This is a genomic window from Rhodosalinus sp. (assembly GCF_046542825.1).
Lineage (GTDB): Bacteria > Pseudomonadota > Alphaproteobacteria > Rhodobacterales > Rhodobacteraceae > Rhodosalinus.
Window position 1 is genome coordinate 11,711 of sequence record NZ_JBKHAQ010000014.1, and the last position, 12,988, is coordinate 24,698.

The 12,988-nt window shown below is 69.3% G+C and carries 10 protein-coding genes; all 10 read right to left on the reverse strand.

Annotation, left to right across the window (positions count from 1 at the left end):
• Positions 1 to 63: 63 nt before the first annotated feature.
• Positions 64 to 516: a cytochrome c-type biogenesis protein gene (locus tag ACLFOB_RS03440; RefSeq protein WP_410916078.1), complete on the reverse strand. Its 453-nt coding sequence runs from the start codon at positions 514 to 516 to the stop codon at positions 64 to 66.
• A complete protein-coding gene (locus ACLFOB_RS03445) occupies positions 513 to 2,495 on the reverse strand; it encodes a heme lyase CcmF/NrfE family subunit (RefSeq protein WP_410916083.1) in 1,983 nt (660 codons plus the stop codon). Before ACLFOB_RS03445 ends, ACLFOB_RS03440 begins: the two co-directional genes overlap by 4 nt.
• Positions 2,496 to 2,549: 54 nt before the next feature.
• Positions 2,550 to 3,098, reverse strand: coding sequence for a 3TM-type holin (locus ACLFOB_RS03450; RefSeq protein ID WP_410924881.1), 549 nt, complete (start codon positions 3,096 to 3,098; stop codon positions 2,550 to 2,552).
• Positions 3,089 to 3,700, reverse strand: a complete 612-nt coding sequence (locus tag ACLFOB_RS03455; RefSeq protein ID WP_410916076.1) for a holin-associated N-acetylmuramidase — start codon at positions 3,698 to 3,700, stop codon at positions 3,089 to 3,091. Before ACLFOB_RS03455 ends, ACLFOB_RS03450 begins: the two co-directional genes overlap by 10 nt.
• A gap of 530 nt (positions 3,701 to 4,230) precedes the next feature.
• Positions 4,231 to 5,085 carry an SDR family oxidoreductase gene (locus ACLFOB_RS03460; RefSeq protein WP_410916075.1) on the reverse strand — a complete coding sequence of 285 codons (855 nt, stop codon included), beginning with the start codon at positions 5,083 to 5,085 and terminating at the stop codon, positions 4,231 to 4,233.
• Between the two features lie 1,011 nt (positions 5,086 to 6,096).
• Positions 6,097 to 6,552 (reverse strand): cytochrome c maturation protein CcmE, encoded by a 456-nt coding sequence (ccmE, locus tag ACLFOB_RS03465; protein WP_410916074.1) that lies wholly within the window; start codon positions 6,550 to 6,552, stop codon positions 6,097 to 6,099.
• Positions 6,553 to 6,562: 10 nt separating this feature from the next.
• A complete protein-coding gene (gene argC / locus ACLFOB_RS03470; protein ID WP_410924883.1) occupies positions 6,563 to 7,591 on the reverse strand; it encodes an N-acetyl-gamma-glutamyl-phosphate reductase in 1,029 nt (342 codons plus the stop codon).
• A gap of 23 nt (positions 7,592 to 7,614) precedes the next feature.
• The gene (locus ACLFOB_RS03475; protein ID WP_410924885.1) at positions 7,615 to 8,427 is read right to left on the reverse strand and encodes a glutamate racemase; all 813 of its coding nucleotides are present in this window, start codon (positions 8,425 to 8,427) and stop codon (positions 7,615 to 7,617) included.
• Positions 8,428 to 8,454: 27 nt separating this feature from the next.
• A complete protein-coding gene (locus ACLFOB_RS03480) occupies positions 8,455 to 9,360 on the reverse strand; it encodes a lysophospholipid acyltransferase family protein (RefSeq protein ID WP_410916071.1) in 906 nt (301 codons plus the stop codon).
• An 88-nt stretch (positions 9,361 to 9,448) separates the two neighbouring features.
• The gene (locus ACLFOB_RS03485) at positions 9,449 to 12,850 is read right to left on the reverse strand and encodes an indolepyruvate ferredoxin oxidoreductase family protein (protein ID WP_410924886.1); all 3,402 of its coding nucleotides are present in this window, start codon (positions 12,848 to 12,850) and stop codon (positions 9,449 to 9,451) included.
• Positions 12,851 to 12,988: the final 138 nt, after the last annotated feature.

The following is a 12,988-nucleotide window of genomic DNA, read 5'->3' on the forward strand; positions in this document are numbered from 1 at the left end:
GCGGCGCCCCCTCCGTGTCGCGTCCGGGACGGTTCTACCGCATCGGATGGCGAACGAAAGGGGTCAGTCGCCCAGAAGCGCCTTGAGGCGTGCCTGCTCCTCGGACGAGAGATCCTCGTCGGACGTCGGCCTGGCCCGCGAACGGCCACGAAGGTAGAGCCCGGCGATCAGTGCCGCGATCAGCATCATCGCGGGCCCGGCGCCCCAGAGGATCCAGTTGGCGCCCGTCACGGGCGGGCTGAAGAGCGCGAACTCGCCGTAACGCTCGACGACGAAGGCGCGCACCTCGTCGTCGGTGTCGCCCGCGACCAGCCGCTCGCGCACCAGCAGCCGCATGTCGCGCGCGAGCGGCGCGTTCGATTCGTCGATGCTCTCGTTCTGGCAGACCATGCAGCGCAGATCCTCGGAGATCGCGCGCGCACGTTGCTCCAGCACGGGGTCGTCCAGCACCTCGTCGGGCTCAACCGCGGCGAGCGGCGTGGCCAGCAAGGCAAGGATCAGGATCAGGCGTCTCATTCCGCGGGCACCCCCGCGGCCGGGGCGGCCCTGGTCTTGCGCGCGCCGGCGGCGACGCGGTAGCGGCGGTCCGACAGGCTGAGCGCCCCGCCCAGCGCCATCAGCGCCGAGCCCGCCCAGATCCAGTTGGCCAGCGGCTTGAGATAGGTGCGCACCGCCCAGCCGCCGTCGTCCTGCCGGTCGCCCAGCACGACGTAGACGTCGCGCAGGACGCGATAATCGATGCCGGCCTCGGTCGTGGGCATCCGCGCGACGGGATAGTTGCGCTTCTCCGGCGTCAGGGTCGCGATCTCGCGCCCGTCCCTCGCAACGCTCACGAAGCCCATGGTCGAGTAATAGTTGCGCCCCTCGCTCGGGTCGAAGGGCAGATCGCGCACTTCTTCCAGCGTCAGGGTGAAGCCCGCCATCTCCCAGCTTTCGCCTTCCTGCACGACGCGGATATCCTCCTGTTCCCAGGCGAGCAGCCCGGCGATCGCAAGGATCGTGACGCCGAAGCCGGAATGCGCCACCGCGCGGCCCCAGTCGGCGCGCGGCAGGCGGGTCAGCCTGCCGGCCGTGCCGCCGGCGCGCTGCCACAGGTCCGTGGCCGCGCCCGAGACGAGCCAGGCGCCCAGGAAGAGGCCGACGGGACCAAGCAGCGAGTTGCCGGTCTGCATCGCCCATGTCAGGCCGCCGACCGACAGCGCCAGGATCAGCGCGGGCGTCAGCGTGCGCATCGCACGGCCGATGCGCGCCCGCTTCCACGGCATGATCGCACCCACCGGCAGGATCGCGCCCAGCACCACCATGAAGGGCGTGAAGGCCGCGTCGAAGAAGGGCGGCCCGACGCTGAGCTTCCTGTCAAAGAACATCTCGGCCACCATCGGCCACATGGTGCCCACGAAGACCACCATGCAGGACACCGCCAGCAGCACGTTGTTGGCCACAAGCGCCGATTCGCGGCTTGCCATCCCGAAGACGCCGCGCGCCTCCATGATGCTGGCACGCGCCGCGAAAAGGGTCAGCGCGCCGCCCATGAAGACCGCCAGGATCAGCAGGATGAAGACCCCCCGCTCGGGGTCCGTGGCGAAGGCATGCACGCTGGTCAGCAGGCCGGAGCGCACGATGAAGGTGCCGATCAGCGAGAAGCCGAAGGCAATGATCGCCAGCAGGATGGTCCAGCTCTTCAGCGCCTCGCGCTTTTCCACCACGATGGCGGAGTGCAAGAGCGCAACGGCCAGCAGCCAGGGCATGAAGCTCGCGTTCTCGACCGGGTCCCAGAACCAGAAGCCGCCCCAGCCAAGCTCGTAATAGGCCCACCAGGATCCAAGCGCGATGCCGATGGTCAGGAACACCCAGGCCGCCAGCGTCCAGGGCCGCACCCAGCGCCCCCAGGCGGCATCCACCCGTCCCTCCAGCAGCGCGGCCACCGCGAAGCTGAAGCAGATCGAGAGGCCGACGTAGCCGAGGTAGAGGAACGGCGGATGGAAGGCGAGGCCCGGATCCTGCAGCAAGGGGTTCAGATCCTGCCCGTCGAAGGGCGGCGTGGCCAGCCGGATGAAGGGATTCGAGGTGAAGATGGTGAAGGCGATGAAGGCCACGCCCACCATGCCCTGAACGGCCAGCACCCGCGCGCGCAGCGTGGGCGGCAGGTTGCCCCCGAACCAGGCCGCCATCGCGCCGAAGAGCGCCAGGATCAGCACCCACAGCAGCATCGACCCCTCGTGGTTCCCCCAGACGCCGGTGATCTTGTAGATCATCGGCTTGGCCGAGTGGGAATTCATCGTCACGAGTTGCAGGCTGAAGTCCGAGGTGACGAAGGCCCAGGTCAGCGCGGCGAAGGAAAAGCCCACCAGCAGGAGATGGGTGGTTGCCGCAGGCTCTCCAACGGCCATCCAGCCGGGCCAGCGTTTGTGCGCGCCGACCAGCGGCACGACGGATTGCACGATCGCCACGACGAAGGCGAGGACGAGGGCGAAGTGACCGAGCTCTGTAATCATGAGCCCGAACATAATCGCAGATCCCGCGCCAGCCAATCGGAATCGTTGCGCCGGTCACCGTGTCGCGGCCACCTCCTGTCCCCTACGCCAGTCGGCGAGCGCGGGGTTCGGCTCCGGGCGGTCGTTGCCGGTCTCGGATCGCCCGGACGGCGCCCTGCCCTGCCCCGCGACCGCAGGCGCCGCGCGCAGAACGCCGGCGGCAAGCGCACGCTGGAACTCCTGCCCCTTGGCCTGATGCCGGGCACCGAAATAGAAGCTGACCACCGCGCCCAGCAGCCACCACAGCGGCTCCGGCACGGCCGACAGCGCGCGCATCCGCTCGGTGAACCACACCGGCGCCGCCATCGCCGCGGCGAAAAGCGCGAGCGTGCCCAGCGCCATCGCCGGCCGCGGCAGGCGGTTGAGTCCGTCCACCAGCCGGTCGAAGGGACCGCGCCGGGGGTGCGCGAACTCGGCCGCGAACTGCGCCAGCGCCGCGGCCTGCGCGTCGGCCCCGCGGGCGGCCTCGGCCTCGGCATTGACGCGGAAGACCTCCGCCGTCTCGGCGATGACGTTGCGCTCGCCCCCGAAGAGCGCGTCGAGCAGACGCGCGATCAGTCCCATGACGCCACCCGTGCGCGGAACTCCGCCTCGGTCATGTGGTAGCGGGGCGAGATGAACTCCTCCGCGCGCGCGATCCAGCCGCCCTTGCCGCCGTCGCGGCGGCGGGCGTACTTGCGGCTGGCGGGGCGCCGGTCGGCGAGGCGGAAGTAATAGTTGCGCCGCGCGATGCCGTAGGCATCCGCCAGGTGCCCGGGCGCGAGCGCCGCGGCCTCGGCGGCCGCGCGCGCCGTCTGCGGCCCGATCACGCCGTCGACCGCCACCTTCAGCCCCATGTCGCACAGAAGCCGCTGCAGGATCTTCACCGCGTTGGCGCCCGCGTTGACCTGCATGTCGAAGACCGACGCCTGCAGCACCTCTGGCAGCCCGGCGATGCCTGGCGCCTCAAAATAGTGGCGCAGGAAGATGTCGACCGCCCGATCGCGCGAGAGCCGGCGCACGTCAGCCTCTGTCACCGCGCCGTCGCCGTCGAGGTCCAGACCCAGGCGCCGCATGGTGTGGATCGTGACGCCGTGGTTGGTCGCACCGCCAGGGTCGTCGGGGTCGTTCGTGTAGCCGCCCTCGCGGTCCACGATCTCTTCTGCGATCTCTCGCACGCTGCGCATGGCATGCCTCCTGCCTGGGGACGCGGAGAGCCTGTCGCGTTGCGGTTAACCCGGGGCTGGCTCGGCGCGCGTTGCGCCGGCGCGGCGCTTTTGACCCCTGGCTTGGCCCCGACGCGATCGACGGGTCAGGCGCGTTTTCCTCAGGACGGGCTGCCCGCCAGGGATGCCGTGGCACGAGGCCAGGGGCATTTCCCCGCCGGTCCCACCGGGATCGCCGGTTTCCGCAACTCGTCCGCCCTCCCGCATCAGCGGGCGCAGGGAACACGGGGCGGCCGGATTGCACGGTGGCGATGGGGGCCGGCTGGGCCGCGCAGCACCCCGCGGGGCGGCAGAACGGCAGCGGACCCGTGAGGTGGGGTTGACCCCTTCCGCCTGTGGAAATCCGTTGCCACGGCGGCAAAGGCTCGACACGGCAGACGCCGAGGCCATCTGCGCGCCGGCCCGGAGATCGAACAGGCGGTGACGGGTGGCGCCTTCGGCTGAGGCTGGCGCGGCGCTCCTGCGCTGGCCGCTGGGCGCATTTCGGACAGCTAGGCGTTCACGATCACACCGCCGTTGGGGTGAAGGCACTGGCCCGAGTAGTAGCTGCCGTCATCGGAGGCGAGAAAGAGATAGGCCGTCGCGATTTCCCACGGCTGACCGGGCCGGCCCATCGGCACGTGACTGCCGAAATCCTCGACCTTCTCTGCCGGGAAGGTGCCGGGAATGAAGGGGGTCCAGACCGGGCCGGGCGCCACGGCGTTCACGCGAATTCCCCTGGGCGTCAACAGCTGGGCCATCGCCCGCGCAAAGGCCAGCGAGGCGCCGCGTGTCGCGGAGTAGGCGATCAGGGCCGCGTTGCCCTTGTAGGCATTCACCGAGGAGGTGCAGATGATGGACCCGCCCTGCGGCAGATGCGGCAGGGCCGCCTGCGTGCAGAACACATAGCTCATCACGTTGCTGTCGAAGCTGCGCCGCAGCGTCGCTTCGTCCAGTTCCGTGAAGTCGGCGTCCATGTACTGCTGCGCGGCGTGGTTGATCAGGATGTCGAGCCGCCCGAAGGCCTCGAGGGTCTTTTCGACCGCGTGAACGCATTGCTCCTTGCGGCCCAGGTCGCCCGGTATGGCGACCGCCTTGCTGCCTTCGGCCTCGACCAGCCGCTTCGTCTCTGCCGCGTCATCGTGCTCGTCCAGATACGCGATGCCGAGCTGCGCACCTTCGCGCGCGAAGAGCACCGAGATGGCGCGCCCGATCCCGCTGTCGCCGCCCGTGATCAGCGCGACCTTGCCGGCCAGTTTGCCGGTCCCTGGATGCCGGGGCGCAAAATCCGGCGCAGGCTCCATCGGCGCTTCCATTGCCGGCATCCGGTCCTGATGCTGTGGGGGGATCTTCGGGCTGTCGGGCATGGCGGGGTCTCCTGGCTCTGTCGGTCAGCTACGCGGGTCAGTTCCCGCCGCGGCGGGGGCATGACGGGCCGGCCAGGCCCGAAACGCGGGGGACGCCGCAGCAGAAGCGGGTCACGGTGCCGCTGTTTCCGATCGCGGCCCGTTGCGGCGCCAGGGAGCGCGAAAGCCGCGTCCTCTCCTCGCCCGCCGTCGTCCAGACCGTGGCAGATCGCCTTGCGAGCGCGCGGCCGCGCATCTCGCGGTGCGCCATGGTGCGCGGTCGGAGCTGCGAGACCGGCTTCGCCCGCTTCCTCTGCCGCGGCATGAAGCGCCCGACGCAGGTCGCGCGGCGCCGGCGCGGCGTGGGCGGCTGGCACATGGTGCGGCAGCGGGGGCGCGGCCTGCATCTGATGATGCAGCTGCATGCCGTCGCGCTGGCCGCGCAACCAATGGGCAATACCACGGCGGGCAGCCCGGTCAGCTGCGGCGCGTTCGCCGTGGCGAGGCGCAGGTCCTCACCTTCGTCGTGGCAGGCGGTGCAGTCGAGCGGCGCGCAGCCCCGCGCCTGCAGGGCGACGGGCGCCGCGATGACCGACAAACCGGGGGCAAGGGCACGCATGGCCGCTCCGTCGTGGGACGAAGGATCAACGGGATGCAGGCTCTGCTGTTCCCGTGCCCTCGCCCGGCCGTCGTCGGCACGACAGCACCGGCGCCCCGCCCCTACCCACCAAGAGCGCGCGGCCCACCCGCATCAGCCTGCCGGCAGCGCCTGGTCTCCCAACTCGGACAGGGCGGTGGACTACAAAATGGGCAGCGTCCTCCCCAAGGACCGCCGCATCGAGAACCGGAAGCGGCGACAGGGCGAGAAGGCGCTGCGCATGTGCCCACCTCGTGCTCGCACTGCGCCCGTCCCCCGTCGCGCGATCATCAACACGAACCGCAGCGTGGAGGATACGGCCTCAGCGCCGCACCGGATTTGTCGCGGCTCCACCCGGGGGATATTGGAACAGGCCGGAGACCCTGACAGGCGGATCAGGAGCCTTCGTTGCCCTCGGCGTGGCGGTAAAGGCCCTGCTCCTCGAGCGCGTCGGCCACTTCCTTGGGCATGTAGGTCTCGTCGTGCTTGGCGAGGATCTCGGTGGCCTCGAAGACGCCATCGACGTAGCGGCCGGTGCCCACCATGCCCTCGTTCTCGGAGAAGAGGTCCGGAAGCACCCCGGTGAAGACAACGGGCACGGACGCACCGCCGTCAGTGACGGTGAAGCGCACGGTCTCGCCCTGGCCGCGCACGATGCTGTCTTGTTCGACCAGCCCGCCGATGCGGAACACCTCGGTCGGCGCGGGCGGTTCGGCGAGGATCTGGCTGGGTGCGCGGAAGAAGTTGATGCCGTCGCGCATGGCGTAGCCGACCAGCGCGGTGGAGAGGATCAGGGCGAAGGTCGCAACCATGATGATCTGGACGCGGCGCTTTTTCTTGAGGCCTTTCATCTGCGGTTCCTCACGGGAAACAGGGCGCGAGCGTAAGCCCGGTGTGTTCCGGAATATCTAGCATCAGGTTGGCGTTCTGCAAAGCCTGACCGGAACTGCCCTTGGTCAGATTGTCGAGCGCAGCGACCACCATCGAGCGCCCCGGGTGCCGGTCCTCGATCACGCCGATATGGCAGTAATTCGAACCTCTTACATGGCGGGTCGAGGGAAGCTCTGCATAGGGCAGGACGTGCAGGAAGGGTTCCCCGGCATAGGCCTGCGACAGCGTGTCATGCACGGTGCGGGCGTCGCCCGCGACATGGACGCTGGCCAGGATGCCGCGGTTCGCCGGGATCAGGTGCGGCGTGAAGCGGACGCGCACGGGGCGGCCCGCAACGCGCGAGAACTCCTGGTCGAACTCGCCCAGGTGCCGGTGCGCGCCGCCGGCGGCGTAGGCGTGGTAGCCTTCGGAGAGTTCGGCGTGCAGCAGGTTCTCCTTCAGCGACCGGCCGGCGCCGGAGACGGCGCACTTGAGGTCCAGCAGGATATCGTCGAGGTCGATGACACCCGCGGCGATCAGCGGGCGCAGCGCGTATTGCCCGGTGGCGGCGTTGCAGCCTGTGCCGGCCACCAGTCGGGCGCCGCGGATCTCGTCCCGGTAGAACTCGGTCAACCCGTAGACGGCTTCCTTCTGCAGCTCGGGCGCGGCGTGGGGCTTGCCGTACCAGCGTTCGTAGTCAGCCGGGTCGCGCAGGCGGAAGTCGGCGGAGAGGTCCACGATCTTCAGATCACGCGGCAGGCCCGCGATCACCGCCTGGCTCGTTGCGTGAGGCAGCGCGCAGAACACCAGGTCGATGCCGGAAAAATCGACCTCCTCGATTCGCGTCAACATCGGCAGGTCGAGGTGGCGCAGATGGGGAAAGACCTCTGCCATCGGGCAGCCGGCCTTGCGGTCGGCGGTGAGCGCGGCGATCTCCATCCGCCCGTGCGTGGCGATCAGCCGGACAAGCTCTGCCCCGGTATAGCCCGAGGCGCCGAGAATGGCGATTTTTGCTGTCATGGCAATGGCTTTCGTCTGGATTTTCAGGCGCCAAGAAAGGCGATCTCGCGCCGCAGGAACTGCACCGCCCGGTCAGAGACCCGGCGCGCGTCCCCCGTCGTGAAGAACCCCGCGTCTTTCCCCGCCCCCAGCATCTCGGGGCGGCGCGCGAGGTAGTCGGCAAGGCTGTCAGCCACGATCTGCGGCTGCGAATAGACCGCGACATCCGGCCCCAGCGCGTCGCGGAAGACCTGTTCCATCAACGGGTAGTGGGTGCAGCCCAGCACCGCCGCCTCCGGCTGCGGCATCTTCCGCAGAAGCGCCTCGACATGGCTGCGCACCAGCGCCTCGGCGAGGATCAGGTCGCCCTCCTCGATCGCGTCGACCACGCCGCCGCAGGCCTGCGCCTCGACATCGACGCCGATGGCGCGGAACGCAAGCTCGCGCTGGAACGCGCGGGAGGCGACCGTCGCGGGCGTGGCGAAAAGCGCGACGTTCCTGACCGCCACCTCGCGCGGGGGCGAGTTGTCGCCCCACTGCCGTTCTGTCAGCGCCTCGATCAGCGGCACGAAGACGCCGAGCACGCGCTTGTCGGGCGGCACCCAGGTCTCCTGCAACCGGCGCAGCGCGGCGGCCGACGCGGTGTTGCAGGCAAGGATCACGAGGTCACAGCCCTCGTCCCAGAGCCGCGTCACCCCGCGTCTTGTCAGCTCCGTCACGTCGTCGGCGGTGCGCACGCCATAGGGCGCGTTGCGGTTGTCGCCCAGATAGACGAAGGGCACATCCGGCAACCGCCGCGTGACCGCGTCGAGCACCGTAAGCCCGCCCAGACCGGAATCGAAAATGCCAACCGCCATGCCGCCCGCCTGTCGCGCGCGCCCCTGTCAGTAGACGCGCTGCCGCTCGTCCCGCCCCGGAAGGCGGTGCCGTTCCTCGAACTCGAAGCCGTATTCGTCACTGCGAAGCGGCTCCGGCGACAGCTCATAGGTCTTGCGGCGCAGGAAGTCCATCATCGCCCGCGTGTCGCCGGCGCGCGCCATCAGCTCTGCCTGGGGGATCGGCTCGCCGATCGCCACGCGCACGGGCGCGTCGACCCGCTTGCGAAACTCCGAGATCAGCAGCCCCATGCGCAGCGTGTAATGCAGATGGCTGGCCAGCTGAAAAAGGCGCGAGGTGGTGCCGTCGAAATAGACAGGCAGCACGGTCGCGTCCGAGCGCGCGATCATCCGGGCGGTGAAGCTGCGCCAGCCGGGGTCCATAGGGCGCGCGAAGGGGCGTGCGGCGGTCGAGACGGTGCCGCCCGGAAAGACCCCGATGCAGCCGCCGGCGGAGAGATAGCGCAGCGCCTCGCGCCGGGTCTCCAGCGTCTCGCGCTGCGCCTCGCGCGTTTCGTCGAAATTGACCGGAAGGATGACACGCTCGAGGTCGGCAGCCTTGCGGAACACCTTGTGCGCGAGGATGCGGAAATCGCCCCGCACGACCGACAGCATGTGCCCCAGCATCAGCCCGTCGAGGATGCCGTAGGGGTGGTTCGCGATCACCACCAGCGGGCCGGTGCGCGGGATCGAGTCGATCGAGCCGCGGATCACCTCCAGCGAGAGGCCATAGCGTTCGACCATCACCTCCCAGAAATCGCGGCCTGCGGCGACCTCGTGCTCGTAGCCGCGCGCCCGTCGGATCAGGCCGATGCGCCCGGTGGCGTTTTCCATGAGCTTGATCATCGCGCGGCCGCCGCGGGTCTGCGCGGAGCGGTAATAGCTGATGTCGCGCGCTGTGCGACGCTGGGTCATGCGCAGGGGCCTCCGGCTCTGGCGCGGCTCACATAAGGCGGTTTTGCCGTCATCGCCAGAGACTGTAACAGCGCCGTGACGGCCGGCTCTACTCCGCGGCGCGGGCCAGCGGCGCGCCGCCGGCCCGGATCACGGCCAGCAGTTCCTCGCGCCGCTTGGCGGCCTTCTCGGCGTTGGCTTCCTTCACCGGGCCGAAGCCGCGGATCGACAGCGGCAGTTCGGCCAGCGCCACGACGGCGTCGCGCGTGGTCTCGTCGAGCTTCGGCAACACCTCGGCCATGTCACGTTCGTATTCGCGGATCAGTGCGCGCTCCATCCGCCGCTCGGCCGAATAGCCGAAGGGATCGAGCGGCGTGCCGCGCAGGAACCGCAGCCGTGCCAGCAGCTTCAGGGGGCCTTCCAGCCAGGGGCCGAATTCGCGCTTCTTCGGGCGTCCGTTCGCATCCTTGCCCGTCAGCATCGGCGGCGCGAGGTGGAAACTCATGCGGAAATCGCCGCCGAACTCCTCGCGCGCCTTCTCCCGCGTCGAGAGCAGCAGGCGCGCGACCTCGTATTCGTCCTTGTAGGACAGGAGCTTGTGATAGCCCCTGGCGACCGCCTCCTTCACCTTCGGGTCGGCGATGCCGTCCACCAGCTTGCGGTAGCGTTTCGCCAGCCGCTTGCCCTGATAGGCGGTGAGCTGGTCGGCGCGATAGGCGATCCGGTCCTCCGGCGTCTGCGGCAAGCTGTGCACCTTGTCCTTCAGGACCTCGTCCACCGCCTTGGGGTCGTGCGCGGCCCAGCGGCCCACCTCGAAGGCGCGCAGGTTGGCCTCGACCGCGGCACCGTTGAGGCGAATGGCCTCGCGGATCGCCTCGCGGCCGACGGGCAGGAGCCCGCGCTGCCAGGCGGCGCCCAGCACGATCATGTTCGAGAAGATCGAATCGCCCATCACCTTCGCGGCGAGCTCGGTCGCGTCGAAGCTTTGCAGCCGGTCGCGCAGCCGGCGCTCCAGCGCGAGCGTCAGATCCTCGGCGGGGATGCGGAACTCGGTGTTGCGGGTGAATTCGCCGGTGATGATCTGGTGGCTGTTGACCACGGCGCCGGTGCGCCCCGTGCTGGTGAGGCCCAGCGTCTTCGCGCCCGCGCTCACCACCAGGTCGCCGCCGATCAGCGCATCGGCCTCGCCGGTGGCCACGCGGATCGCGCTGATATCCTCCGGGCGCTCGGCCAGGCGGCAGTGGATCAGCACCGCGCCGCCCTTCTGCGCCAGCCCCGCCATCTCGATCATCGCCGCGCCCTTGCCCTCGATCTGCGCTGCCTGCGCCAGCACGGCGCCCAGCGTGACGACGCCGGTGCCGCCCACGCCGGTCATCACCACGTTCCATGTGCGGTCGATCGCGGGCAGCGCGGGCTCCGGCATGTCGGGCAGGGAAAGATCGGTCGAGGCCTCGCGGCGCACCTCGGCGCCCTCCAGCGTCACGAAGGAGGGGCAGAAGCCCTTGAGACAGGAGAAGTCCTTGTTGCAGGCCGACTGGTCGATGGCCCGCTTGCGGCCAAGCTCTGTCTCGACGGGCACGATGGCCACGCAGTTCGACTGCACGCCGCAATCGCCGCAGCCCTCGCACACATCGGTATTGATGAACACCCGGCGGTCCGGGTCGGGAAAGGCGCCCTTCTTCCGCCTGCGGCGCTTTTCGGCCGCACAGGTCTGGATGTAGAGGATCGCGGTGACGCCCTCGACCTCGCGCAGTGTTTTCTGAACGCTGTCCATCTCGGCGCGTTCGTGGCGCTCGACCTCGCGGGGGAAGCCGCTCCAGTCCGGCTCTTCCTTCTCGTCGTAGACCGCGACCACCTTGCGCACGCCCATCGCCACCAGTTCGCGCGCGATGCGGTCGGGCGTCAGCCCGCCCTCGTTGGGCTGCCCGCCGGTCATGGCGACCGCGTCGTTGTAGAGGATCTTGTAGGTGATGTTCACGCCCGCGGCGATGGCGGCGCGGATCGCCAGCGTGCCGGAATGGTTGTAGGTGCCGTCGCCGAGGTTCTGGAAGACGTGGTCGCGTGTGGAGAACGGCGCCTCGCCGATCCAGTTGGCGCCCTCGGCGCCCATGTGCGTGAAGCCCTCCGTCGCGCGGTCCATCCAGAGCGCCATGGTGTGGCACCCGATGCCGGCCCCCGCCCGGCTGCCTTCGGGCACGCGGGTCGAGGTGTTGTGCGGGCAGCCGGCGCAGAAATACGGCAGCCGCGCCGCGATGTCCTGCGCGTTGTCCGCGCGCCGGGCCTCTTCCAGCCGCTCCAGCCCCGCGCGGATCGCGTCGGTCTCGCGCCCCTCCTCGATCAGGATGGCGCCAAGCTTCGCGGCGATGTCCACGGGATCGAGCGCGTAATGCGTGGGAAACAGCACCTCGCCGTTCTTGCGCCCGCCATAGACGCGCCGGCCGCGGCGGTCGTCGAAGATCGCCTCCTTGATCTGGACCTCCAGAAGCTTGCGCTTCTCCTCGACCACCACAATCAGGTCGAGCCCCTCGGCCCAGTCCTTGAATCCCTCCATGTCCAGCGGCCAGACCTGCCCGACCTTGTAGGTGGTGATCCCCAGGCGCTCCGCCTCGGCCTCGTCGATGCCCAGAAGCGTCAGCGCATGGACGAGGTCGAGCCAGTTCTTGCCGGCCGAGACGAAGCCGATCTTCGCCCCCGGCCTGCCCCAGATCCGCTTGTCGATGCCGTTGGCGCGGGCAAAGGCCTCGGCCGCGTAGCGCTTGTGCGCCAGCAGGCGTTCTTCCTGCGGCACCCAGTGGTCGCCAAGGCGGATGTTGAGCCCGCCCTCGGGCAGCGGGAAATCGGGGGTGACAAGCTGCATCCGGTCGGGCCGGCCATCGACCACGGCCGTCGCCTCGACCGTGTCCTTGACCGCCTTGAGGCCCACGCAGACGCCCGCGTAGCGCGACAGCCCGTAGCCGTAGACGCCGTAATCGAGGATCTCCTGCACCCCCGCGGGCGAGAGCACCGGCATGTGCACGTCCACCAGCGCCCAGTCGGACTGGTGGCAGGTTGTGGAGGATTCGCCGGTGTGGTCGTCGCCCATCACCATGATGGCGCCACCGTTGGCGTCGGTGCCGGCCATGTTGAAGTGGCGCATGGCATCGCCCGAGCGGTCCACGCCGGGACCCTTGCCATACCACAGGGCGAACACGCCGTCGTATTTCCCCTCGCCGCGCAGGCCGGCCTGCTGGCTGCCCCACACCGCGGTCAGCGCCAGATCCTCGTTGAGGCCTGGCTGAAAGCGGATGTCGTTCTCTGCAAGCTGCTTCTGCGCGCGGGTCATCTGGATATCGACACCGCCCAGCGGCGAGCCGCGGTAGCCCGTGACATAGCCCGCGGTGTTCAGTCCCGCGCGTCGGTCACGCGCCTTCTGGGTCAGCATCAGACGCACCAGCGCCTGCGTACCGTTCAGAAGAACGGGGGATTTCGTGATGTCGAGCCGGTCGCTCAGCGAGACCTTCTGGATCGTCATGCCACGCCTCCCTGCTTGGGTCGAATCTAGTCTGATTGACGAGAAATAATAGGTCTGAATTACTGACCTGCCTAGGGGGCAATCCCTTCGCACGCGCGCTTTCGCCGCGCTGCAGCATTGCGCTTTGCGTTTCGCGCA

What these genes read in the sequence shown, in the direction of transcription:
- ACLFOB_RS03440 (WP_410916078.1), bottom strand. Translation starts at nt 516, where the DNA reads ATGAGACGCCTGATCCTGATCCTTGCCTTGCTGGCCACGCCGCTCGCC.
- ACLFOB_RS03445 (WP_410916083.1), bottom strand. Translation starts at nt 2,495, where the DNA reads ATGATTACAGAGCTCGGTCACTTCGCCCTCGTCCTCGCCTTCGTCGTG.
- ACLFOB_RS03450 (WP_410924881.1), bottom strand. Translation starts at nt 3,098, where the DNA reads ATGGGACTGATCGCGCGTCTGCTCGACGCGCTCTTCGGGGGCGAGCGC.
- ACLFOB_RS03455 (WP_410916076.1), bottom strand. Translation starts at nt 3,700, where the DNA reads ATGCGCAGCGTGCGAGAGATCGCAGAAGAGATCGTGGACCGCGAGGGC.
- ACLFOB_RS03460 (WP_410916075.1), bottom strand. Translation starts at nt 5,085, where the DNA reads ATGCCCGACAGCCCGAAGATCCCCCCACAGCATCAGGACCGGATGCCG.
- ccmE (WP_410916074.1), bottom strand. Translation starts at nt 6,552, where the DNA reads ATGAAAGGCCTCAAGAAAAAGCGCCGCGTCCAGATCATCATGGTTGCG.
- argC (WP_410924883.1), bottom strand. Translation starts at nt 7,591, where the DNA reads ATGACAGCAAAAATCGCCATTCTCGGCGCCTCGGGCTATACCGGGGCA.
- ACLFOB_RS03475 (WP_410924885.1), bottom strand. Translation starts at nt 8,427, where the DNA reads ATGGCGGTTGGCATTTTCGATTCCGGTCTGGGCGGGCTTACGGTGCTC.
- ACLFOB_RS03480 (WP_410916071.1), bottom strand. Translation starts at nt 9,360, where the DNA reads ATGACCCAGCGTCGCACAGCGCGCGACATCAGCTATTACCGCTCCGCG.
- ACLFOB_RS03485 (WP_410924886.1), bottom strand. Translation starts at nt 12,850, where the DNA reads ATGACGATCCAGAAGGTCTCGCTGAGCGACCGGCTCGACATCACGAAA.